The 24,063-nt window shown below is 62.4% G+C and carries 17 protein-coding genes; 5 read left to right on the top strand and 12 right to left on the bottom strand.

From position 1 onward, the window contains the following. Window positions 1–247: 247 nt before the first annotated feature. The 7 genes from CMV30_RS20700 to CMV30_RS08150 form a co-directional block, all read right to left on the bottom strand. Window positions 248–6,280: a pectinesterase family protein gene (locus tag CMV30_RS20700; RefSeq protein WP_096055564.1), complete on the bottom strand. Its 6,033-nt coding sequence runs from the start codon at window positions 6,278–6,280 to the stop codon at window positions 248–250. Between the two features lie 452 nt (window positions 6,281–6,732). Beyond that, on the bottom strand, window positions 6,733–7,656 hold the full coding sequence (locus CMV30_RS08175; RefSeq protein WP_096055562.1) for an N-acetylglucosamine kinase: 924 nt from the start codon (window positions 7,654–7,656) through the stop codon (window positions 6,733–6,735). Window positions 7,657–7,929: 273 nt separating this feature from the next. Further along, window positions 7,930–8,664: a sugar isomerase domain-containing protein gene (locus CMV30_RS08170; RefSeq protein ID WP_096055561.1), complete on the bottom strand. Its 735-nt coding sequence runs from the start codon at window positions 8,662–8,664 to the stop codon at window positions 7,930–7,932. Between the two features lie 223 nt (window positions 8,665–8,887). Beyond that, window positions 8,888–9,973: a lipid A deacylase LpxR family protein gene (locus tag CMV30_RS08165; RefSeq protein WP_096055560.1), complete on the bottom strand. Its 1,086-nt coding sequence runs from the start codon at window positions 9,971–9,973 to the stop codon at window positions 8,888–8,890. Window positions 9,974–10,131: 158 nt separating this feature from the next. Then, window positions 10,132–10,593, bottom strand: a complete 462-nt coding sequence (locus CMV30_RS08160) for a DUF4411 family protein (protein WP_175414787.1) — start codon at window positions 10,591–10,593, stop codon at window positions 10,132–10,134. Window positions 10,594–10,618: 25 nt separating this feature from the next. Further along, entirely contained in the window at window positions 10,619–11,812 is a 1,194-nt protein-coding gene (locus tag CMV30_RS08155; RefSeq protein ID WP_096055558.1) for an ImmA/IrrE family metallo-endopeptidase, read from the bottom strand. Between the two features lie 181 nt (window positions 11,813–11,993). Continuing rightward, window positions 11,994–12,899 carry a class I SAM-dependent methyltransferase gene (locus CMV30_RS08150; RefSeq protein WP_096055557.1) on the bottom strand — a complete coding sequence of 302 codons (906 nt, stop codon included), beginning with the start codon at window positions 12,897–12,899 and terminating at the stop codon, window positions 11,994–11,996. A gap of 128 nt (window positions 12,900–13,027) precedes the next feature. On the opposite strand from CMV30_RS08150, the gene CMV30_RS08145 reads away from it, so the two are divergent. The 4 genes from CMV30_RS08145 to CMV30_RS08135 all read left to right on the top strand — a co-directional run bounded on the left by CMV30_RS08145 (window position 13,028) and on the right by CMV30_RS08135 (window position 19,987). Next, on the top strand, window positions 13,028–14,074 hold the full coding sequence (locus tag CMV30_RS08145) for a DUF481 domain-containing protein (RefSeq protein WP_096055556.1): 1,047 nt from the start codon (window positions 13,028–13,030) through the stop codon (window positions 14,072–14,074). A gap of 524 nt (window positions 14,075–14,598) precedes the next feature. Further along, window positions 14,599–17,475, top strand: coding sequence for a TonB-dependent receptor plug domain-containing protein (locus tag CMV30_RS19800; RefSeq protein ID WP_175414786.1), 2,877 nt, complete (start codon window positions 14,599–14,601; stop codon window positions 17,473–17,475). Beyond that, window positions 17,375–18,982: a sulfatase gene (locus CMV30_RS08140; protein ID WP_217494479.1), complete on the top strand. Its 1,608-nt coding sequence runs from the start codon at window positions 17,375–17,377 to the stop codon at window positions 18,980–18,982. The genes CMV30_RS19800 and CMV30_RS08140 overlap by 101 nt, the downstream gene beginning before the upstream one ends. Window positions 18,983–18,997: 15 nt before the next feature. After that, window positions 18,998–19,987, top strand: a complete 990-nt coding sequence (locus CMV30_RS08135; protein ID WP_096055554.1) for a formylglycine-generating enzyme family protein — start codon at window positions 18,998–19,000, stop codon at window positions 19,985–19,987. A gap of 3 nt (window positions 19,988–19,990) precedes the next feature. Here the strand turns inward: CMV30_RS08135 and CMV30_RS08130 are convergent, their stop codons facing one another. The 5 genes from CMV30_RS08130 to CMV30_RS08115 all read right to left on the bottom strand — a co-directional run bounded on the left by CMV30_RS08130 (window position 19,991) and on the right by CMV30_RS08115 (window position 23,265). Next, complete coding sequence (locus CMV30_RS08130) at window positions 19,991–20,434, bottom strand: energy transducer TonB (RefSeq protein WP_096055553.1); 444 nt, start codon at window positions 20,432–20,434, stop codon at window positions 19,991–19,993. Continuing rightward, complete coding sequence (locus CMV30_RS20695; protein WP_281254887.1) at window positions 20,431–20,559, bottom strand: hypothetical protein; 129 nt, start codon at window positions 20,557–20,559, stop codon at window positions 20,431–20,433. The genes CMV30_RS08130 and CMV30_RS20695 overlap by 4 nt, the downstream gene beginning before the upstream one ends. 73 nt (window positions 20,560–20,632) lie before the next feature. Continuing rightward, a complete protein-coding gene (locus CMV30_RS08125; RefSeq protein WP_096055552.1) occupies window positions 20,633–21,433 on the bottom strand; it encodes a DUF2971 domain-containing protein in 801 nt (266 codons plus the stop codon). Between the two features lie 60 nt (window positions 21,434–21,493). Continuing rightward, entirely contained in the window at window positions 21,494–22,111 is a 618-nt protein-coding gene (upp, locus tag CMV30_RS08120; protein WP_096055551.1) for a uracil phosphoribosyltransferase, read from the bottom strand. Window positions 22,112–22,560: 449 nt separating this feature from the next. Continuing rightward, on the bottom strand, window positions 22,561–23,265 hold the full coding sequence (locus CMV30_RS08115) for a nucleoside 2-deoxyribosyltransferase (RefSeq protein ID WP_096055550.1): 705 nt from the start codon (window positions 23,263–23,265) through the stop codon (window positions 22,561–22,563). Between the two features lie 320 nt (window positions 23,266–23,585). Here CMV30_RS08115 and CMV30_RS08110 point away from each other — a divergent pair, with 320 nt between their 5' ends. After that, window positions 23,586–24,035: a c-type cytochrome gene (locus CMV30_RS08110; RefSeq protein ID WP_096055549.1), complete on the top strand. Its 450-nt coding sequence runs from the start codon at window positions 23,586–23,588 to the stop codon at window positions 24,033–24,035. Window positions 24,036–24,063: the final 28 nt, after the last annotated feature.

The raw sequence follows: 24,063 nt of genomic DNA, 5'->3' as shown, positions 1-24,063 counted from the left end.
GCCGACCGAGAATAAGAACGCACAAGAGGTGTTCTCATCTTTTTTAGCTGTCAAGTGCGGGGAGGTTGCAGGTGCGGGGCTTTGTCGAAGGCGGGCGGATATGCGGGGCAACGAACTGGTGGCCGGGATCGGGGTGGTAAGCGGTGTTAATCGCTTGGTTGGAAACGGGAAGTGTCCGGAGCCTTGGGTGAGTTGTGGGCGCGCTTCTTTTTCGAGAGGTACGTAGGGGTGAGGAAGGTGCTCGCGACTAAACAGATTTTTTGAAATTTCGCAGGCTGGCGAGCAGTGCGAGGGCACCGAAGAACCACAGGGAGGGCGAGCCGCCACCACCGCCGGTCTTGGCAGGTGGGGGAAGGGGGGCTGGGTTCACGGTGAGGGTGACGGGAGTGCTGATGACGGCTTCACCGGTGACTTGCAGGGCGGCGACGGTGTAGGTGCCGGCGTTGGCGGATTGGGCGCTGCTGACGGTGTACGACTGGCTGGTGGCGCCGGGGATGTCGGTGTGGTTGAGGCGCCATTGCCAGCTGGTGACGGCGGAGATGGAGGTCGAGGCGGTCAGCGTGAACGAGGAACCGGCGGTGACGGTGGTGGCGCTGGCGTTGATTGACGCGGAGGCCGCGCTGAGCGTGGCGGAGGCGCCGCCGGCGGTGTTGCCCGCACCGGCGAGGAGGAGGGCGGGGACGTCGGCGGTGGTGTGGAGGTGGTAGGAGTACGACGGTGTGAACACGGTGTCGGTGCCGGCGTCGGCCGCGGTGCCGGTGGTCGTGGTGTACGCGTTGCCGATGGTGCGGATGAGGCCGCCGCCGGTTTTGGTGAGCGGGCTGACGATGCTGGTGTATTGGTTTCTTTCGGACAGGAACTGGGCGCTGGCGCGGGCGATGGAGCCGGAGGTGTTGGCGGTGCCGGCGGGGTTGAAGTAGTTGTTGTAGGCGTGGACCTGGCCCCAGGTGGAGTCGGGTTGCTGCTGGTCGACGCGGTCGGCGAACCAGTTGTGGTCGAGGGTGACGCGGAGGGCTTTGGTTTCGCCGGTGGCTGCGCCGATGAGGAGGGCGCGGCGGGGGCCGGAGTGGCTGGTGGAGTAGTAGAACTCGGACCAGGAGATGGTGATGTTGTCCGTGCCGGCGGCGATGCGCAGGAGGGTGTCTGAGGAGTCGAAGAAGGTGACGTGGGAGATGAAGACGCCGGTGGCGCCGGTGAGGGTGAGGGCGTCGCCGGCGGGGTTGGTGAGGTTGAGGCCGCGGAGGACGACGTTGGAAACGCCGGAGGCGAGTTCGAGGTTGCCGATGAGGGTGCTGTTGGCGTCGAGGCCCTGGATGGTTTTGTTGGATTTCACCGCGACTTTGGTGGAGCCGAGGTTGAGCGTGCTGGAGACGGTGATGACGGCGGCGGTGGTGGACTCTGCTTGGGTGCGGAAGTCGGCGGCGGTGGTGACGACGGACTGGGTGGCGCTGCCGCCGCCGGTGGTGCCGGTGGAGTATCCGCCGGGGGCGGGCGCGGCGAAGGCGGGGGCGACGATGAGGGTGGCGGCGTTGCTGGTGACGGAGCCGGCGGTGTTGGTGACGGTGACGGTGTAGCTGGCGGCATCGGTCAGCGCGGCGGTGGCGATAGTGTAGGTCGCCGCAGTGGCTCCATTGATGTTAGCGCCGGCTTTTTTCCATTGGTAGGAGAGGCCGGTACCGGTGGCGGTGACGCTGAAGGCGGCGGAGCTGCCGATGCTCACGGTCAGCGAGGCGGGTTGACTCGTGATTGCCGGCGGTATCGGCGCGGCGGTGACGGCGAGGGTCAGCGGGGTGCTGACGATGTAGCCGCCGCCGGGGAGGCCGAGGACGACGGTGTAGGCTCCGGCGTCGGTGCTCTGGACGTTGGGGCGCGCGAGCGTCGCCGAGGTCGCGCCGGAAATGGCGGCGTTTTTGAAACGCCATTGGTAGGAGGCGGGCGTGAAGCCGGTGGGCGCGGCGGTGAAGGTGACGCTGGCACCGGTGACGACGGAGGTGGAGCCGGTGATCGTGGCGGAACCGAGGGAGGCGGGGGCGTCGATGGCGACGTTACCCGCGCCGGCCTGGACGAGGGCGGCGACGTTGTTCACGTCGAGGAGCGGGTAGGAATAGGGCGGGCTGAAGATGGCGTCGGCGCTGGTCGCCTGGGTGCCGGTGCAGTTGGTGAAGAGATTGCCGATGGTCATCAGCTTGCTCTGGTCAACGGGGAGGGCGGTGCGTTTGGCGAGGGGGTTTTTGACGCCGTTGTAGGAGTTGTGCTCGGAGAGCATCTCGGCGGTGTTGCGGGACTCGGTGGCGTAGTCGTTGCCGGAGCAGTCCCAGTAATTGTTGTACATGTGGGCGCCGCCGAAGCGGCAGGCCAACATGCGCTGCATGGCGCCAGTGGACCACCAGTTGTGATGCCAGGTGACGCGGTACTGGCCGCCGGCACCGAGGTCGTCGTCAGCGGAGCCGATGAGGTTGGAGAAGTTGTGGCCGTTGTTGCGGGTGTAGTAGAATTTACACCACGAGACGGTGACGAAGTCGGAGCCGTTGATGACGTCGAGGTTGCCGTCGGTGCAATCGTAGATCGTGCACTTGGTGACGAGGACGTAAGTGGAGGCGGCGATGGTGATGCCGTCGTTTTCCGCGGCGGCGCCGGTGTTGGCGGAGACGTGGAGGTTGGAGACGATGACGTTGGTGGCGTTGCTGATGGTGAGCGTGCCGAGGATGGTGGAGGCGGTGTTTTCGCCTTTGATGGTTTTGTTGGATTTCACGTTCACACGGCCGGCGGCACCGAGGTCGATCGTGCCGGAGACGATGATGACGTAGGGGCTCGTCGCGGCGGCTTCGGCGTATTGGCGAAGGGCGGACGCGGTGGTGACGGTGACAGTCGGCCCGGCGGCACCGCCGGTGACGGTGGCGGCGAAGCCGTCGGGTGTGGAGATGCCCGCGAGGCCGTTGACGGCCAGGGTGGCGGCGTTGCTGGTGGCGGAGCCGGCGGAGTTGGTGACGACGACGGAGTAGGTGCCGGAGTCAGCAAGCGTGGTGGCGGAGAGGAGCAGCGAGGCGGAGGTGGCGCCGGAGATGTCGTTGCCTCCTTTCTTCCATTGATAGGTGAAGGGGGTGGTGCCGGTGGCGGCGACGGTGAAGGTGACGTTGGTGCCGGCGGAGACGTTCTGGCTGGCGGGGTGCGTGGTGATGGTGGGCGCGACTACGCCACCAGCGACAGTGACGGTGGCGGGGTTGCTGGTGGTTGAGCCGGAGGCGTTGGTGGCGACGACGGTGTAGGTGCCGGTGTCACCCGCGGCGGCGGAGGCGATCGTGTAGGTCGCGCTGGTAGCGCCAGAGATGTCGGTGCCGTCTTTTTTCCACTGATACGTGGCGGACGGGATGGCGGCAGTGGTTGCGGTCAGCGTGACGGGCTGGCCGGCGTTGACGGAGGCGGCGGCGGGGTGAGTGAGGAAGAGCGGGGAGAGGGCGGGGGTCCAGGTGCCGGCGGTGGCGGCTCCGGTGATGGTGGTGTTGAGCACCCAGAAGGCGTCGCGGTAGTTGGCCTGGGTGGTGGTGTCCACGGGCATGATGGTGGATGCGGGGCGGGAGGCGGGCGGGGGGGCGAAGGTGACGGGGGCGCCGTCCTTATCGACGGAGTTGTTATCCCAGTGGTGGACGGTGGCGACGTCTGCGGCGACGTTGTTGAGCTGCCACCAACCGGTGAAGTAGTTGGAGCCGGAGGTGCCGACGTTTGTATTCAGGAAATTGTTATTAGTCGCATCGCCAATGATGGAATCGAGGAGGACCATTTCGCAGTTGGGGTACTGGGCGGAGCTTGGATCGATGCGGTTGAGAAAACCGCCGGTTACGCCGGCGGAGGCGGTGAAGCGGCAGGCTTGGAAGACGAAGCCGTGGTTGCCGGCGCTGTTGCGGACCTGAGCGACGACAGGCGCGTTGTTGTTTGCACGCAGCAGGCTCTTAATTTCGCAGTTGCGGAAGAAGCTCGGGCCGTTGCCCCAGAGGAAGTCCACGTCGCCCTCGATGTAGGAGTCGGACATGTAGAACTGTCCATCGACCTGGAGCGTGTCCTGGTAGCTGTAGAGTTTGAGGCGGGTGGCGAGGTTGCGACCGGTGGTGGCGGAGCCCTTGACGATGAGCGCCTCGGCCTGGGAGCCGTTTTGCGGGGTGCTGTTGCGGATGGTGAAGTTGGCGAGGACGAGACCGTTGACGCTTTGGGCGAGGACGGTGCCGCGGCGGTAGCTGCCGGAGGAGACGTTGTTGAAGGTGTTGTTGGTGGGATAGACGATGACGGTGTTGTCAGCGCTTTCGCCGAGGAGGGTCAGGTTGTTGCGACCGGTGAAATAGATCTGTTCGAAGTAGGTGCCGTTCTTGATGAAGATCGTGCGGGCGGTGGAGCCGGCGGGGACGAAATCGAGGGCGCCCTGGACGGTGTTAAAGTCGCCGGAGCCGTCGGCGGCGACGGTGACGAGCGTGCCGAGGGCGGGGGCGGCGGTCTTGGTGGCGAATGTCCAGGTGGTGTTGTTGGCGATGCCGGCGAAGTCGCCCTGGGCGTCTTTGAACGCGCCGCGGTCGATGCGGACGTAGTAAGTTTTATTGTACGCGAGGGAGCCGTTGCGCGGGTAGATCTTGGCGGTGTTTCCCGAGAGGATGACGGGGTAGTAGTTGACGCTGGTGAGGCCGCCGACGGTTTTGGTCTGGTAGGGGACGCCGGAGAGGTAGGAGAGATTTCCGGTCACGGCGGTGCTGGCCATGTCGATGGTGTCGACGACGGAGTCGTTGGAGGCGTCGTAGATTTTGATCGTGCCGGAGGTGCCGAAAGATGGGGCGGAGGCGAAGGTGAGGGTGAGGGGTGTGTCGGGGTTGACGAGTGTGCCGGCGGAGGGCGAGGCGGAGGCGAAGGTGAGCGCGGGGCTGAGGACGCCGAGGAGGGCGGGGTTGCTGGTGACGGCGCCGCCGTCGTTGCTGACGGTGACGGTGTAGCTGGCGGCGTCGGAGGGCTGGAGGTTGGTCAGCGCGAGGGAGGCGGTGGCGGCGCCGGAGATGTCGGCGCCGTTTTTCTTCCACTGGTAGGTGAGGGCGTTGCCGGTGGCGGTGACGGTGAGGGTGATGTTGGCGCCGTTGAGGAGATTCTGGCTGGCGGGGTGCGTGCCGATGACGGGCGGGGGATTCACGGAGCCGCTGGTGACGGTGAGATTCGCGGCGGAGCTGGGGACGGTGCCGCCGCCGTTGGTGATATCGACGGTGTACGCGCCGGAGTCGGCGATCTGGAGGTTGGCGAGGGCGAGGGTGGAGGCGGTGGCGCCGGAGAGGGCGTTGCCGTCCTTTTTCCACTGATACGTGAGGGCGGAGCCGGTGGCGGTGACGGAGAGGGTGGTGGTGCCGCCGGTGCCGATGGAGAGGGTGGTCACGCCGCCGGTGAAGGTGGGCTGGGCGGTGATGACGGGGAGGGCGGGGGTGTAGATGGCTTTGACGTTGGTGAAGGCGATGCCGGTGGAGAAGCCGCTGCCGCCGATGCGGAAGGCCATCATGTCGAATGTCGTGTACGGGGCGGAGGTGTCGGTCGCGGTCCAAGTGTAATTGGAGAGGGAGCCTCCGGTGACGGCGGCGTCGATGCGGGTGTTGGAGGCGTCGACGCGGGTGATGCTGTAGGTGAGGGTGTAGGGCGTGGAGTTGGAGAGGGCGGTGCGGGCGGTGGCGCCGGAAGAGGAGTCGGTGAGCGGGGTCCAGTCGGTGGCGGCGAGGGTGTTGAAGGGGTTGCCGGAGGACGTGATGCCGGTGGTGCCGGGGGCTACGCGTTTATAGGCGACGAAGGGGCTGCCGGTGCCGCTGGCGTAGAATTGGAGGGCGTAGGCGGTGTCGTCGGGGAAGACGGTGGTGCTGTTCATGCCGCCGGTGAGGTTGGCGGTGTTGCGAGTGGTTTTGCTGTCGAAGACGCCGAAACGGATGTCCTGGCCGGTACCGACGAGGCCGGTGACGGAGAAGGTCATGCTGACGGTGAGCTGGTCGCCGACGGCGAGGGTGACGGGGCTGGCGCTGTCGGTGAAGTGGGCCCAGAAGCCGTCGGAGCTGCTGGAGGTGACGGCGAAGGAGACGGAGCCGGCGGTGTCGGTGCGGGTGTGGGCGGCGCGGCCGTTGAAGAGCCAAGCGGAGTTGCTGGCGAGGGCCTGGTTCTGGCTGTTGGCGTCGGCGAAGGAGTCGTCGAGGAGCGTGGTGGCGGCGTGGGCGGGTTGGGCGACGAGGAGGGCAGTTCCGAGAAGTAGGAGGCTGCGGAGGAGGGCGGGGATTTTCATAATAAAGGGAGGGGGCCGGTGGGCGGTACGTGGGCTCAATCCGGGGGGGGGCGCTCGTCGTTGAGCGCGCATCGCGACCGCGAAGCGTGCGGGGACGATGAGGCGAAACGGGAGCGGGATTGAGGCGGGCCTGGGTGGCGACGGAGGGACGTCGGTTGAGCGGGCCGTGTCAGTGAGCGCGGGGCAGGGGGACTTTTGCGGGGCGGACTATAGTCGCGCGCGCGCGGGGCGTCTTGTCATCAATTTTGATGACAGGAGTGGGGCGGACGATCAGGAGGCGGGGGTTATGGCCTTTTCGGAAAAGTCGTGGCCGTGTGGATGCGAGCCGGGCATCGTGCTGAGCGTGGCCCACGCGGAGGTTGTCTCTCCATAGTACGGCCGTCGCTTTATTTGAGCTGCTTTAGCGAGGAAGGGCCGGGGGCGTTTTATCCGCTTCGTGTTGAGCGGAAGATTCAGGGTGGCAGGTGCTGGAGGAGGCGGCGGACGCCTTCGATGGGAGGGGTGGTGATCGGCGTGAGGGGGAGGATCGTGCGGGCGCGGAAGAGGGATTGCACGACGGGGTGGGTGAGGATGGGGCCGCTGAGGCCGGCGGGGAGGTGAGAGAGTTCGCGGGCGGGGAAGAGTTTCGCGGCGACGCGTTCGGCGAGGGCGAGGAGGGGGAGGCAGGCGTCGCGGATGATGTGTTGAGCGTGTTCGTCGCCGTGCTCGGCGAGGTCGAGGACGGCGGGGGCGAGCGCGGCGATCTGGCGGTTGGGCTCGGGGTGTTGATAGAACCAGCGGGTGATGGCTCGGGAGTCGGAGTCGGTCGGGAGGCCGGTGTGTTTGCGGATGAGTTGGGCGAGGCTGGTACCGGGAGCCCAGCCTTGGAGTTCGAGGAGGGCGCGGGCGATGGCGAGGCGGCCGATTTCGTGGCCGGAGCCTTCGTCGCCGAAGCGCCAGCCGAGTCCGCCGGCGTAGTGGGTTTTCCCGGACGGATCGCGGGCGGCGACAAAAGAGCCGGTGCCGCCGTGGAGGACGAGGCCGGGGCGTCCGTCGGTGGCGAATTCGAGGACGGGGATGGAATCGTCGAGGGCGGTGACGGGGCCGAATTCGCGGGAGGCGGTGAGGGTGGTGGCGGTTTCGCGCCAGAAGTCGGGGGCGCCGGCCATGCAGAGAAGCGTGGAGGCGGGGCGGGTGGCGCCGATGCAGAGCGGGGAATTGGCGGCGAGCGCGTGAAGGGCGTCGAGGAGGGTTTCGCGGGCGCGCTCGGGGCCGGCGATGTTGGGGTTGCAGCCGGGGGCGTGGTGGCGGGCGACGATTTCGCCGCGGTCATCGACGAGGATGAGTTCGGTTTTGGTGCCGCCACCGTCGACGCCGATTTTATAAGAGAGGTTCACGCAAAGTCGCGAAGGCGCAAAGAAGAGCTTGGGATGATTTCGGGACGGAAATTAAAATGTGGAACTCAGGAAGGCTGGAACGGAGAGAATTCAGAGCAGACTGAGGGAATCAGGAGGAATGGAAACGGGTCGGAGAGTTAATCTGGAAAGCTGGAACTCGGGAACTGAAAGATACGGAGCTGAAAACGGGACGTTGGGACTCGGTAATGGGGCGTATGGGCTTGGAAGATTTTCCAGTTTTCCTGAGTTCCGCATTACTTCTTCGGATCGAAATCAGCCGATGAGTTTGCTGAGGCGGGTGCGGTATTTTTGGGAGAGCTCGATGTTGACTTCCATGCCGCCGGGGAGGTTCTGGCTGCGGACAAGGGGGAGCGGGTGACCGTTGTCGCGGAGCCATTCGAGGACGGCGAGCATGAGGAGATTGAGGAGGGTGCAGCCGATGAAGGTCGAGGTGGGGCCGGCGAACTGGCCGGGGGTGACCTCGGTGATGGCGTCGCCCGAGACGCCCAGGTTATCGAGGGTGTAGTCGGCGATGGCGTGGAGGTTTTTGCCACCGGGGTGGACGGTCTTCGCCGTCGTGCTCATGGCGAACGAGGTGAGGCCGACGACGGTGAGGCCTTTTTGTTTCGCGTAGAGGGCGACTTCGATGGGCGAGGCGTTTTTGCCGGAGTTGGAGATGACGATGATCGTCTCGCCGGGGCGGAGGCCGTAGTGGTGGTCGTGGCGTTGGGCGAGCCGGGTGCCGTAGCCGACGACGTTTTCGGAAAAGCCGTAGCCGGGATCGAAGAGGCCGGTGACGGGCATGAGTCCGCCGGCGCGGCCGATGATTTCACGGGCGATCATCTCGGAGTGGCCGGAGCCGAAGGTGTGGAGGACGCCGCCGGCGGCGATGGAGCGGCCGATGATGGGTGCGAGCGCGGCGAGGGCGGCGGCATTTTTCTCGCGGGAAGCGGCGAGGAGTTCGAGGGACTTGGCGTAGTAGGCGTCGGCGAGGGCGGAGGCGGACATGGCGATAGGTGATTAAAGCGGGCGGTGAGTTGGGTTGAATCGCGAAGACGCTAAGATGCGAAGGTGGCGCGAAGAGCCGGGGATCGATTTGAACTCGAAGAGTTAGACCGAGACTTGAGTTGGTTTTGGGAGAGACCGTTGCCTGAGTTGGGCTCTTTGCGACTTTGCGATTCAACAAGGGGCCGAAATTTTTTGGGACAGGATTAAGCGGATTTACAGGATTTCAGAAGAGGGCGGTGAGGCTGATGGAGCCGAAGACGTCGCGCTTGAGCTGGCCGTAGAATTCTTTTGTCCGGTAATTTTGGATATACGCGAGCTGGAGGCCGCGGATGGAGCCGAGGCGGGCGGGGAAGCGCAAGACGAGGCCGGCGTTGAGGTCGGCGACGACGGGGCGTTTGTCCACGGAGGGGCTGTCGCGCCAGGTGTTGCCGTCGAGGAAGATGTTGCGGGCGACAGCACGGACTTCGGTGCTGCCGAAGAAATAGATGCTGGTGGCGCGGGCGGGGGCTTCGTCGCCGCCGCTGGGGCGGATGAGGTCGGCGCCGAAATCCTCGGGGAGGCGCCAGCCGATGCGGGCGCCGAAGCCGCCGGCGATGTTGGTGCGGATGTTGCCGAGCGAGAGGCCGTAGCGGCCGATGAAGTCGGCGGAAAAATCTTCGGACGCGTTCAGGCCGAGCTGGAGGAGGCGGTGGCGGCGTTCCCAGCTGAGGATGAGGCCGGGCTCGTTTTTGAGCTGGTGGTCCCAGCCGTTGGCGTGGGGGACGTTGATGATGTCGTGGAAACCGTTTTGGAATTCGCGGCCGAGGGCGGCGGGGCCGACGACCCCGAAGGCGATTTCGACCATGCGGAGCGTTTTGCCGTCGAGCGATTTGGCCTGGAAGTCGAAGGAGCCGTAGAGCCAGCCGGCGTAGGGACGGTCGAGCGGATCGGGTGTGGATATCTCGGTGTCGCCCGGGGTGTAGATGTTTTGACCGAGGGAGACGCCGACTTTGTAGAGCTGGCGGGAGGCGTCGGCGCGGAGAGTCGGGAGTAGTTGCGTGACGCGGCGGATGAAGTCGGGGGATTCGTTGAGGCGGGTGGTGCCGAGGAAGGAGAGCTTGAGGCCGTTAGTGTAGTGGCGGTCGGTGCCGGCGAAATATTTGTCGTTCTCGGTGACGAGGGTGAAGGCGCTGGTGTTGAAGAGATCGCGGTAGCGGGGGGATTCTTCGGTGACGGGCGGGGTGTCGGTGGCTTGGAGGGCGGCGGGCAATAAGGCGAACGCGGCTAGGAGGGAGGGAAGACCGGCCGTCAGAAACAAGGTGAGCTTCATGTGCGATGTGCGGTGTCGAAGGGCGGATGATTCTATTTATTGGAGAGCGCGGAGACGACGTTGCGGAAATTGTTCAGGCCGACCCATGCCCGCCGTTGCGCGGATCGTGTGGCAAAATAACCAGACCTTGGAAATGATGCTGTCGCCTTTTAAGGAAATCATAGCTTCCAGCCTTCGCGTCGCATCAAGCCCTGCAACGTGATGCAATGTACTCCAAGCTCGCGGCAAACGTCGGGAATATACATCGGCCGGGCCGGTTTCCGTTTCTCTGAGGCTGATGTTTCTTGAGTCACCACGATGCCATCCCGGAGCTGGGCAAGGGCGATCACGTACGCGTCGGCTTCATCGAACTCGGACTTCGGGTCAAGAAGGCCGGGAAAACGACTTTGAATTGTAAGGGCTGCTGCGAGCACTTCGGCATTTGGCACCCAAATCGAGGTGTGAGCGTCTGACCAAGCGATCAATTCGGGGGTACCGACTTTTCGAAGTTCTTCGTCGACGAGTGCTGGAGAACAGAAGCGTTGTTCAGCGACGAGCGCGTCCACTCGCTCGATTAACGAAGAGAAGATATCCGTTGGATAATACCGAAATTGCCAATCCATGAACACATTGGTGTCCACTGCGTAGAGTGGACGGCGGGGCGCGTCACTCATCGTCTCCTCCCTGACCAGGACGAGTTAGTAATGCGTCTTTCAATTTTTCAAAATGTTCGGCCTTGAGATCGAGATGGTGTGCCGCGTTGACGACGGTGATTCGATTGGCAGCAAGCGCTTCCAAGACGGTTTGGGTGAAGGGCCGTCCGGCCCGGCCAAGTGTCATTGTGACTGGATGGGCAAAGCCGCCGGTCTTTGGTTTTAATGTGGCGACATAAGCATCCCAGCCGCGTTTCCAGCTTTGGTAATGGGCCCAATCAAAATACCCGGAGGCGCGCAGCCGTGTGGCCATGGCCAGCGAGGTGATCTTGAAGCGACTGGCGAGCACGCGTACGTCCCCGATGTCCCAGCCATTGCGCGGAAAGCCATCTGAACGAATTTGCTGCGCCAGCATCGTTTCGGAAACGAGGGTGTGGCTCGCGGTCTCTTCTGCAAAGCGCTCCACCTCAGCCCATGCTTCGCCATTGCGAGTCTCTCGTGCTGCTGGAGCTTCTTCTTTTCCAGCTGCCAGCATCAAGTGGACGACTTCGTGGAGAAGCGTGAACGCACGGGATTCGGGGCCTTCCTTGGAGTTGACCGCGGCAACCGGCAATGGCGCGCGAAGCAGAGACAGACCGCGTGCTTCCGCGAGTGGTACTCTTGGAAACTGAAACACCAGCACGCCAATGCGCTCGACTGCCGCACGCCATGCTGCCCATGCCTGCCACTCATTGGCCCAGTCGCTTTGCTCTTTAGGGCTGAGTGCGAGCGCGGCGCGTAACCGTCCGGCAACAGCAGCCGGGGCTTCGGATAAATGAGCGATTAAGTCGAAAGCCGGAGTCGATTCGCCGAGCTCGAGCAACAATTGAAGCATTGTTTCACGCCGCGACGACATTTTGCGCAAAGCGAGACGCAGCTCAGGCGATTCGTGACCGGGTACTACTCCAGATAGACGACGATATTCAGCTGCCAGCGCCGGAATCACCGGTGGCTTTGGCTGAAAGAAGAGGCTCAACGGTCGATGATAGAATTTCGCCAGCTCTTCCACCTGTCGCATGGTTGGTTGACGATCCCCATGTTCCCACTCGGTCAAGCGCTCGGGCTTTACTCCGAGTCGTTCGGCCACGCGTTCAGCCGGGTAGCCACTTTCCAGCCGCGCCCAGATGAGCACAGAAGGTGAAATGGGAACAGGGAGCGCGGTCGGCATCGATAGGATGAAGTAAGCGTTAACGTCTGCGTTTCACAAGATCACCGATGGAGTCTTTCCAATTCGTCGAGGATACCGAAACCGCTTTCGTGATCATCCTGAAAACGGATGAAGCGATTTTGCCGGGCTCGATCATATCGGCGATTCCAATCAAATGATCTTCATGATGATTTTCGGCAACTCACGCCTCCCAGCGGCCGTAGATGCCGCAGGGGAGGGTTTTTCCGTCGCGTTGTATTGGGAGACCCACTTCGCCGGCGGTGATGGTGCCGCCGGCGTCGTGCATCAGGGCGGAGAGGAGGTTGGCGACGACCGTGGGCGAGAGGCGGGCGGTGTAGGCGTTGATGAGGAAGAAGAGGGGACGGTCGGTGAGGACTTGTTTGCACTCGCCCAAGAGTTCCCAGAGGTGGTCTTCGAGTTTCCACATTTCGCCGGTGGAGCCGCGACCGTAGGTGGGCGGGTCCATGATGATGGCGTCGTACTTTTTGCCGCGTTTGATTTCGCGGCGGACGAATTTGAGGCAGTCGTCGGTGAGGTAGCGGATGGGGGCGTCGGTGAGGCCGGAGAGGGCGGCGTTTTCTTTGCACCATTTGACCATGCCTTCGGCGGCGTCGATGTGGGTCACACTGGCGCCGGCTTTGGCGGCAGCGCAGGTGGCGGCACCGGTGTAGCCGAAGAGGTTGAGGACGTTGACGTCGCGGCCGGCGGCTTTGGCGGCGCGGATTTTGGCGGAGAACCAGTCCCAGTTCACGGCTTGCTCAGGGAAGAGGCCGGTGTGTTTGAAGGAGGTGGGGTGTATCTTAAAGGTGAGCGCGCCGTAGCTGATTTTCCAGTGGTCGGGGAGTTCGCGGCGGTATTCCCATTTGCCGCCGCCGGTGTCGGCGCGGTGGTAGAAGCCGTCCCATTTTTCCCATTTCGTCGCGCCGCCGGAGCGGGGCCAGATGATCTGGGGGTCGGGGCGGACGAGGGTGTAGGGGCCCCAGCGTTCGTGTTTCATGCCGTGGCCGGCGTCGAGGAGCTGGTAGTCTTTCCACTGGTCGGCGACGATGAGGGAGGGGCGGGCGATGGAGGATGATTCGGCGGGCATGTGGCGGTGTTGAGTGGACGGAGCGAAGGGTCGGGGGGCGGGGTTGTCGAGTGTGCGGGGGGGGGGCAAGGCGCGGGCGAAATTAACGGCCGATTGACAGCTTGAGGCGGGTGCATAGCTCGGGGGTGATGAAACTACACACACTGACCAAGGCCTTCGCGGCCTGCATCGTCGCGGTAAGCGCCGTTGCCCAACTCTCCGCTGACGTCATCGAGACGAAGAGCGGTTCCCGCATCACGGGAAAAGTCGTTAAGATCGATGGCAGCTCGGTCGTCGTGAACACCGATTTCGCCGGTGATATCAAAGTGAAGCAGTCCGAAGTGGTGAGCATCTCCACTGAGGCTCCGCTGAATATCCGTCTCGCAGGCGGCACGGTGCTTCAGGGCACGTTGAGCAGCCCGACGGGTGGTGGCGCGGTGGTTCTCACGGGCTCCGAAGGCACCATCAATACGTCGGTCGAAAAAATCGCCACGACGTGGGCTCCCGGTACGATCGATCCTGAGCTGGCGGCGCTCCAGCGTGGCTGGGCTTACGAGGTGGCCGTCGATGTGACGGGCAAGACGGGTAACAAGGAGCAGCTGGGCACTTCGTTCAGCGCGCGCGCCGTGCAAAAAAACGCGCAGGACACGCTCCAGTTCTACACCGCTTACGATCGTCAGGAAACTGATGGCCTAAAATCGGCTGATCAGTTCAAGGCCGGTGTCGATTACGCCAACAATTTTGCGGGCCGTCTCTCATGGTACACCCGCGACGAAGGCGGTTTCGACCGCGTGAAGGATATCGAGCTCTACAACATCGCGGCTGCCGGTCTCGGTTATGATTTCATCAAGAAGGCCAATCAGACTCTGACGGGCCGCGCGGGTGTGTCGTTCCGCTATGAAGGTTACAAGAACCCTCTCATCGAGGATGTGAAGGCCGCCGGTTTGGACTTCGGTCTGACGCATGAGTACACTGGCTCGTTCTGGTCGCTCGTGAACCGCATCTCCTGGGTGCCGCTCTTCGAGGATTTCGGCAATTACCGTGCGCAGCACGAATCCTATCTCGAGCTGCCGATGGCGAATCCGAAGTGGAAGGCGCGTTTCGGCGTGAGCAACGATTTCAACAGCGAGCCCGCTCCTGGCGTGGACAAGCTGGATACGACGTACTTCGCGCGTCTGGTGCTGAGCTTCAAGTAAGCGACTGACCCGGTTAATCATAATCTACTACGCTCAACGTTATTTGGCCCCGGCTCTGATGAGCCGGGGCTTTTTTGTGCGTGTCTGAGTGTCTCATTTTCATCGGTAGCGCTCAGAGAGCAGGACAAGGGATGCTTGCCCGACGCATTAGCGTTTCAGCTACAAAAAAGATCTAGGGATTTTGAGTTTACTTACTTAGGTAGGATACTAATTAGACGCTCCTCTCTTACCGGTCAACCGGAGAAATACCAAGTAAACTTACGTCAGGTAAGAGAACCGTCCTTCCCGAAAACGGGTGGCGCTTAACATTGGAAATTAATATGTTAGCCACCGATTTGATTTATAATTTGAGCTTCAGAGGAGTTCGTAAACCCGCCTTTGCAGGCATCGCATCCATTTGGGCGATAGGCATCGCTCTTTCATCCTTGTCGGCGCAAGACCGGGAGGGCCCCGCTACTCCCGCGAGTGAGCCCGTAAAGCCTGCGGTGGTGGATGAAAGCCTTGTGGAGCTGAGCCCGTTTCAAGTGAGCTCCACGAAAGACGTGGGCTATCTCGCGCGCGAAACGCTTGCTGGCAGCCGTCTGAAAACGTCGCTGCGCGATGTGTCGTCGCAAGTGTCGGTGATGACACCGGAATTTTTGCAGGACGTCGGCGCGGTAACGCTCGATGAAGCGCTCCGCTACTCGCTCAACGTCGAGAATCCAAAAGAGTACTACGACGCCACTGGAGCGAATAACACATCGCTTACGCTCAATCCGTTCTCGGGTCAGGGCCGGACGCGCGGTCTGGCGTCATCGACCACCACGCATGATTTTTTCCCGACCTATTTGCCGGTCGATTCTTACAACACCGAACGCTTCACGTTCACGAGCGGGCCCAACGCGATCTTGTTCGGCTCGGGTAATCCCGCGGGCAGCATCGACACGGCGTTCAAGCGCGCGCGCCACGGGAAGACGCGGGTGAACCTCGAGCTCCGCGGCGATTCCGAAGACGGCCTGCGCGGCAGTCTGGACGTGAACCAGCCGCTGATCGCGAACGTGCTTTCGGTGCGCGTGGCCGGCGTGAAGAGCCGAGGCGAAGAATTTCGTAAGCCTAACTTCGAAAAAACCGAGCGCACCTACATCACTGCGACCTACGAGCCGCTGCGCTGGTTGAGTCTGCGCGGCTGGTATGAGGATGTGCAGATCGACCGTCAGCCGGTGCGCAATACGATCGTGAAAGACCGCGTATCGTCATGGATCGCGGCGGGCCGGCCTATTTTCAACAACGCGCTCGGCTACACACCGCCGGCGAATAACAACACGCCGGGCAGCGCGAACTACTCGCCGGTTTTCCTGCCGTTCACCGGCACGAATGCGACGAGTCGTCAGGTTTACGTGCTCGGCCAGGGCTCGTTTGTGACACCTGCGTTCTGGACCAACACAGTCATCTCTCGCGGCTATGACACGACGCTCAGCGGCGCCGATGGATTCGATCACAGTGTGAACAACTCCGCCGTGTTTCCGAACGACACCAACATCACCGGTAACGGCCTGCAAAATCGCCTGAGCGGTTTCATCCGCGGCGGCAGTGCCGAGCTGAATCCGTTTAAAAATTTCTACGTCGAACTCGGTTTCAACGAAGAGGCGTACAAGCAGTGCTTCGTGGAGTTCGGCGATGTCGGCGCGACTGCGCTGATGGTCGATGCGAATCGTTATCTGCCAGACGGCGTGACGCTCAATCCCAACGCCGGCCGCTATTACATCCAGGGCACCGTCGCCTCGGGCACAGCGTGGAATCATAATCAAAACTGGCGCGGTACGGCGTCGTACGAACTCGATTTCACCGGAGAAAAAGGCGGCGCGCGCTGGCTCGGGCGTCACCGCATCGCCGGCCTGCTCGCCCGCGATCGCAACTGGCGCATACTCCAGCGCTCGACTCCGAGCGTCGTGGGCGGAGGCGCCGTGCCTTACTACCGCGTTTACGTGGATCGTCCGGATGACGCGAATTCCGGCGGAGTTTACCATGTGAACATCCCGTTCGATCTATTTTCCGGATACACGCTGCCTGGCACGAACACGACGCTCACTTCGCCGTTCGCGACCAATGCGACCTTCGCCGCTGCCAACGGCAGCGCGGGGGATCTGCAGACCCAGCTCTACGCCACGCAGCACTTCCTGTTGCAGGATCGTCTCGTGCTTACCTATGGAAAACGTAACGACGAAGCGATCGGCGCCACTACGCGCGCCGGTGTGCCCGGATCGCTGGTGGGGCGCTTCGATGTCTTCAACCGCGTCAGCAAAAAGACGCTCCGCACCGATCTGAAAGGCGCGGTGGCGCATCCCTTCAAATGGCTTTCGCTGCATTACAACGAGTCGAACAGCCAGAACCCGTCGAGCGCTTCGACGCTCGATCTCGACGGATCGCTCAAGCCCACGGGCGACGGCACGGGCAAGGACTATGGCTTCAGCCTGAACTTGCTCAACGAACAGATTTCCCTGCGCGTGAACCGCTACGAATCGATCCTGCTCGAAGGTCTTTCCGGCTACCGCGCCGGCGCCGGCATCGGCGGCATCAATCCGTTTCGCGACACCGTGTTTAACATCGAGAAGAGCGTGTTGAACGCGGGCGCGCCGATCAACGCCGCGTACGCTTCGTATGGAAACGCCGTCGCCGCGAATGCGCCGGGCACGAGTTTCGCCGGGCGCGAAGTTTACGACGTGTCGTCGAATACGCAGTCGGAAGGTTACGAAGTCGAACTCGTCGCCAATCCCACGCGCCAGTGGCGTTTGAGCACAAGCTTCTCGGAAACCGAATCGGTCGAGACGGACATCGCTTCGGACTGGTTCGCGTTTATCAATACGCGTCTGCCGGTCTGGGCCGCATACGCGAACTCTCCGCTGCACAACGATCCCAGTCGCACGGTGGCGAATTTCATCAACACGAACGTCATCTCCAGCTGGAATTTTATCCGCGCGCAGGATGGCCGTTCCAATCCCGCGATTCGCAAATACCGCGTGAATGCGACGACGCGCTACACGGTGGCAAACGGACCGCTCAAAAACGCCTTCATCGGCGGCAGCTACATCTGGCGCAGCAAGGCCGTGCTTGGCTATGCCACGACGACAGTGCCCGCTTCGCAGCTGGAGTTTTCCTATCCCGGACTCACGACTGGCGATCTCCAGGCGATAGACACCACGCGTCCTTATTACAGCGATGCGCTGACGGCGTTCGATGCGTTTGTCGGTTACAGCCGTACGTTCCTCGATGGAAAACTCCAGTGGCGCGTGCAGCTGAATGTCCGTAACTTACTGGACGACGATGATCCGCTCGCGCAACGCGTGGACAGTTCAGGTATCGTGCAGGTCTACAATCTCGTCGAGCCGCGTACTTTCGTGCTCACCAACTCGTTCTCGTTCTGACCCCATGAACAAACTGACGTCACTTCTCACCACCACGGCGGCCGCGTTTGGCGCCGCCTTGGGCACGCTGCCTGCCGCCGAACGGGTGGCGGCCGCGACTGGCACTGAGCGTCCGCTCAATGTGCTTTTCATCCTCTCGGACGATTTGCGCACGGACCTCGGCTCCTACGGACATCCGCTCGCGCAGACGCCGGCCATTGACCGGCTTGGCGCGCAAGGCGTGCGTTTCGAAAACGCTTATTGCCAGTATCCGCTGTGCAATCCGTCGCGCACCTCGATGCTCATCGGGCGTTATCCGACCACGACCGGGCTTTATAGTAATCGCAACTGGTTCAACGGCGTTTACCCGGACTTGGTGAGCCTGCCGAAATACTTCAAGGCGCATGGCTATCAAACTCTGCGCACCGGAAAAGTTTTCCACGGCAACATCGACGATTTCGAGGCCTGGACGGAGGGCGGAGAGCCACACGCCTACGGAAAACAAACGCTGACACCGATCGGCGCTCGGGCCGTGACCGACACGGAACAGCAAAAGCACACTCAACAAATCGCAGCCGGCGACCTCACGCGAGCGAGGAGTTCCGATCGCTGGGAAGCCGTCGAAGGCGAGGCGGTCGCCACGCAGGGTGACACGCGCGTCGCGGACCGGGCGATCGAACATTTGCGGCGGTGGAAACAGGCTGACGCGCCGTTTTTCCTGGCGTGCGGATTTTCGAAACCGCACAGCCCGCTGGTCGCGCCGAAGGAGTTCTTCGACAAGTACCCGCTCGAAAGCATCACGCTACCGGTCGATTTCGCACCGCGGCCCACCGTGCCCGAAGGGTTTCCGAACGGCTCGATCCGGCCCAATAACGCGGACCTTTTCGTGCGACGCGATGCGACACCGGAGGAGGCCAAGGCGTACATCCGCGCGTATCTCGCGTGCGTGTCGTACGTGGATTGGAACGTCGGACGCGTGCTCGCAGAACTCGATAAACTCGGTCTGCGCGAATCGACGATCGTCGTTTTCTGGAGCGATCACGGCTATCAGCTCGGCGAGAAGGGCAAGTGGTCGAAGGCGGGCTCGTTGTGGGAGCAGGGCGCGCGGGTTCCGCTGATCATCCACGATCCGCGTGCGAAAGGAAATGGCTGTGCCTCCACGCGCATCGTGCAGTCGGTGGATCTTTACCCGACGCTCGCGGCGCTCGCAAAACTGCCGGTTCCAGACGGACTCGATGGAGCCGATCTCACGCCGCTGCTGGACGATCCGGAGGCTGCGTGGGACAAGCCCGCGTACACCGTCTGGAACGAGCGCGACCGTGGCGTGACCGGCGTGGCGGTGCGTACGGAGAAGTGGCGCTACGCCGAATTTTTCGGTCGCGATCCCGGCGCGTTTCTCACCGATCCAAAGAACGATCCGCACGAGTTGAAAAATCTCGTGGGCGATCCGCGTTATCGCGAAGTCGTGACTGAACTCGCGGCGCTCGTGAAAGCGCATGTGCGCGATCAGGCGGAGCCGGCGCCGTAAGGTGCGCGCGTAATTATGGAATCCTCTGCCGCCGCCGATGGGCAAAAAGCCAAGGGCTGTTGCGCACCGGCGCGCGGCGAATCGGCGGCAGTGGAACCGGCTGGCGGCGGAGAGTTGCCGGGAAAGCGTGCCCGGAATGCCAATACGTCGGGAATGAAACTGATCCCGGGCGGGGATTTTTTAATGGGCAACGAGCGCGACTATGGTTTCCCGCTGGATGGAGAAGGGCCGGTGCATGCGGTGACGGTGGCGCCGTTTTACCTCGATGCGACGACGGTCACGAACGAGCAGTTCAACGATTTCGTGAATGCGACGGGCTACAAGACGGAGGCGGAGCGTTTTGGGTGGAGTTTTGTTTTTGAGGGAGATCTCAGCGCGAAGCAGCTGGCGAGCGCGGTGCGTGGTGTGGTGCGCGGGAGCGAGTGGTGGTGCCGGGTGGATGGGGCGACTTGGCGGCATCCGGAGGGTGCGGGGTCAAACATCAAGCAACGCTGGAAGCATCCGGTCGTGCATGTCTCGTGGAACGATGCGGTCGCGTATGCGACTTGGGTGAAGAAGCGGCTGCCGACGGAGGCGGAGTGGGAGTTTGCGGCGCGGGGCGGGTTGCCGGCGGGGAATCGTTTTCCTTGGGGCGATGTCTTGGAGCCGGAAGGGCGGCATCGCATGAATGTGTGGCAGGGCGTTTTCCCGTCGAAGAACACGGCGGCGGACGGGCATGCGGGCGTGGCGCCGGCGCAGAGTTTCAGGCCGAACGCGTACGGGCTTTATCAGATGACGGGGAATGTCTGGGAGTGGTGCGCGGACTGGTTCGGCGCGGGGTATTATCGTGTGTCACCGAGGGAAAATCCGGCGGGGCCGGAAAAGGGGAACGAGCGGGTGATGCGTGGCGGGAGTTATCTTTGCCACGCGAGTTACTGCAACCGGTACCGGGTGGATGCGCGCAATCGCAACGGCGCCGACACGAGCACGACGAACATCGGGTTCCGATGCGCGAGCGATGTCTAGCGTTTACGGGGCACCCTTGCCGGTGATGTCGAAGACGACGGGGACGGAGAGGTAGCAGGCGATGGGCTGGCCGTCTTTGACGGCGGGGGAGTATTGCCACCTGGCGATGGCGCGGGCGGCGGCGTCGCCGAAAGATGGATGCGTGGCCTGGATGACGGTGATGTCGATGATGCGGGCGTCGTGGGTGATGATGAAGCGGACGGTGGCGGAGCCGGAGATGTTTTCCCGGCGCATATCGGCGGGGTAGTCGGGGCGGGGCGGCGGGTATTTGAGGAGGCGGGGGGCTTGATCGACCTCGGTGGCGCTGAGGATGCCGGTGGGGGGAGGCGGGGGTTCGGCCGTGAGGGCGGTGGGTGGCGCGGGTTTGCTCTGGCAGGCGGCGATGAGGAGGGCGCAGGCGAGGAGGGTGAGGGAGGTGGTGATGCGGACGGCGGCGAAGGATTTCATGGTGCGGGTGGATGATCGGGGAGGTTGGCGCGGACTTCCTGGGCGGTGGGCCAGCGGTGGAGCGTGGTGATGATCGCCGGGTGGTCGCTGTCGATAGTGGGGGGTGGGGCGAGGAATTCGATCATCGCGGTGATGCGCGAGACTATCTGCGTAGCACTGGGGAAACCAGAACAGATGTGTTTCTGGTATCGTCGCAGGCTATTTCACGATCTCGCAGTTAGGAGTATAGGTGAAACGCTCAAATTCGACCGCGTATTTTGTGTGGCTGATGGCACCTTTCCAGAATTCTACAGCTCTGTTCTGGCCAAGCAGCGTTAAGCAAACGATCTCGACAAATTCTCTAGTGCATCGAGGGCCAAAGTAGACGGCTTTCAAAGACTCTTTTGGGTAGATGTAGACTGTTCCACGTGAACGGTGAATTACCCGCCATTCGCGTTCATAGTGCCAGTCTGCAGGCTTGGTGCAGTACATGTCATCTATCCATGTGGCTTTTCTGGTTCCGAACACGCTCATCAGGATATCCAAGGCGTCCAAGACCGGAGGCTTCTCTTTGTAGTGAACCTTAATCGCCTTCTCGAAAATTTCGCTGTTGGTGCTAAATTCCAAACAAACGCCAGTTCCGCCTGACGAGTAATGTGACCACATCAAGAGGTTCTCGTTTCGCTCAGAGAAACATGTCACCCCGCGATGGGCTATGAAATCTTTTTTTGATTGGGCGACCATATCCACAGCCGAACGTTTGAGCATGTCTCTGAATTCAAGCGGATCCATTTTCTGAATGCCCTGCCGAATCGAATCGGGAATGTCGGGGGAGCTTGAGTAGTGGTCCCTCATCATTTGAATCACGGTGTCATTGTCGTTGGCTGATGCCGGAGCTATCTGGCACTCGAAAGGATCATTGAATGCGTCGACCCCGCCAAAGAAGAAGCACTGCCGCTTGATATTTTCGAGAGATTGTAAGCTCGCAGAGTAATGTTTGAAGAGCGATTTGGGCAGCATTTGGAGATCTGAATATCGCGTGTTAGCGTCATTGAACTACTACGCATTTCTCGCTTCAGCTCACGTGCCGTAGAGGCGGTCGCCGAAGTCGCCGAGGCCGGGGAGGATGTATTTGCGAGAATCTAATTCGCGGTCGAGGGCGGCGGCGTAGATGGGGACGTTGGGGTGCGCTTTCTCGACTGCGCGGACGCCTTCGGGGGAGGCGACGACGTTGAGGAGGTGCATGTCTTGACCGCCGCGTTGGGCGATGACGTCGAGGGCGTTTACGGCCGAGCCGCCGGTGGCGAGCATGGGGTCTACGAGGAGGATGCGGGTGCCTTCGAGCGGGGGGAGTTTGCAGTAGTAGCTGCGGGCGATGGCGGTGGTGTGGTCGCGTTCGAGTCCGATGTAGCCGATGGAGACGTCGGGGAAGAGGTCGACGATGGTCTCCACCATGCCGAGGCCGGCGCGGAGAATGGGGACGACGACGAGGGGTTTGATGAGGACGCGGCCGGCGGTGTGTTCGAGGGGCGTGTCGATCGGGATCTCGCGCGTGGGGAGATCGTGGGTGGCTTTAAGCGCGAGGAGGAGCGAGAGCTGGTGGGTGAGGCGGCGGAAGGTGGCGGGCTCGGTGGTCTTATCGCGCAGGTGGGTGACGAGGTGCGCGGCGAGCGGGTGGGTGAGGACGTGGAGGGGCATGTGGGATCAGATCGGAGGGCAGATGCCAGAACGTGAGAGGCCAGAGTCAGAACGGGAGAGGCTAGGGGCGGAGACTGAGAAACGGGTGGGTGCGGTGGGATTATTTTTTAACCACAGATGGCACAGATGGGGAGGGATGGCGGAAGGGGAGTGGTGTCGGAAATTTTAACCACTGATGGGCACTGATGGCGGAAGGGGAATTTTTTAATCGCGAATGTACGCTAAGGGACGCGAATTTTTCGGAGGAGGCGGAGGACGGATTTCTTTAACCGCTAAAGAGCGCTGAGGGACGCTAATGGTTCGGAGCGGGCGGAGTTTTGGACAGGATTGTTGGGATTAAAGGGATTGTCGGAGACGGAATGGACGACACGGAGGTCGTCCATCCGGAAGGAGCGTGAATGTGCGACGGGGGAAGCTCCACTCGCTGGCGCTCGTGGCTACGGGACGGGTTAGAGGAGGTCGTGGTCGACTTTGCGTTCGAGGATTTTTTCGAGGTCTTTGCGGAGTTCTTTTTCCTTACCTTTGAAACCGGGCATCAGCGCTAGCCAGTGGTAGACTTCTTCGCGGAGGTGTTTGGGCATGATGGGCTCGGTGGCGACGACGCGGTCGAGGGCGCGGACGCAGGCCTGGGCGATTTGTTCGCACATGAGCTGGGCGCCGGCGGAGCTGTGTTGTCCGGCGAGGCGGACGACTTCGTCGAGGGGGGCGTTGCCGCGGTGGCGGTTACCGAGCTGGGCTTTGTAGAGGCCGAGGCTGTCGAGGATGACGTTGGCGGTGCGCGGATAAAAACTCGTCATGAGGTTCCACGGGTCGCCGCGCTGGTCGCCGCCGTGGCGGAAATCGCTGCGGAGGATGACCGAGGGGATGTCGGCGAATTTCGCGAACATGAATTCGACGACGGTGCCGGAATCGAGTTCGGGGCCGTCGTAGTTGAAGAGGCCGAGGTCGCACTCGAGGAGCGTGCGGATGTCCTGATCGCGGATGGATTGAGCGGTGTTGCCGCGCTGCTCCAAATTTTGGGGCAGGACGCAGAGGTAGCGGCCGTGCGATTTTTCGTAGATGGCCTCGGCCAGGTACGCGTTTCCGATGAGGTGCTTGAGGCTGAAGAGCTCGCTGGCGAAGTAGACGGTGTAGCTCTTCTTTTTGGTTTTCATGCGTGGGTGACGGAGTCGTCGTAACGCGGGAGGCGTGCCAAGCTCAACGGGAATCTGGGGGCGTGGGCGGGATGTTGGTCTCGTGAAGGGAGTGAAGGTGTAGAGCGGAGGGATCGCGGAAGTGCTGAAGGGCGGAGGCGCGGAAATTTTTAACCACAGATGACACGGATGGGGAGGGATGGCAGAGGCGGAATTTTTAACCGCGAATGGGGCACGATGGACGCGAATGGGTCGGAGTGAGGGCGGAGGCAGAGGAGAACGATAGGGGGCGGGGAGGTTAGGGCTTGAGTTTGTGACGGGGGCGGGCCGCTTTTTGCGGCATGAGCAAGTATCACAAGATCATCGCCATCCTGGGCGCGTTTATCGCGGCGTTAATTGTCACCGTTTTCCGGATGCAGATCGGGATCGCGGCGCGGGAGAATCCGTCGCCGGAGCAGCGGGTGGAGCGGGGGCGCAATCTGGTGGAGAAGGTCGCTCAGTGCGCGGATTGTCATACGCCGCGGCTGGCGACGGGGCAGCTGGACCGGTCGCGGTGGCTGCAAGGAGCGCCGCTGGGATTCAAGCCGCTCATGGAAATGCCGTGGATGCCGGTGGCTCCGGGGATCGCGGGGTTGCCGGGCTACACGGAGGAGCAGGCGATCGCGTTTTTCATGACGGGCGTGCGGCCTAATGGCACGAAGTGTCTGCCGCCGATGCCGGAGTACGCATTGAGCCGGGAGGAGGCGGCGGAGGTGGTGGCGTATTTGCGGAGTCTGCCGGCGGGGCGGTGAGGGGGCGGGAATTTTTTAACCACAGATG

The organism is Nibricoccus aquaticus, assembly GCF_002310495.1.
In the GTDB taxonomy this organism is placed as follows: Bacteria; Verrucomicrobiota; Verrucomicrobiia; order Opitutales; family Opitutaceae; genus Nibricoccus; species Nibricoccus aquaticus.
Note: the sequence above shows the minus strand (reverse complement) of the source record. Positions and strands in the feature narration are given on the sequence as shown.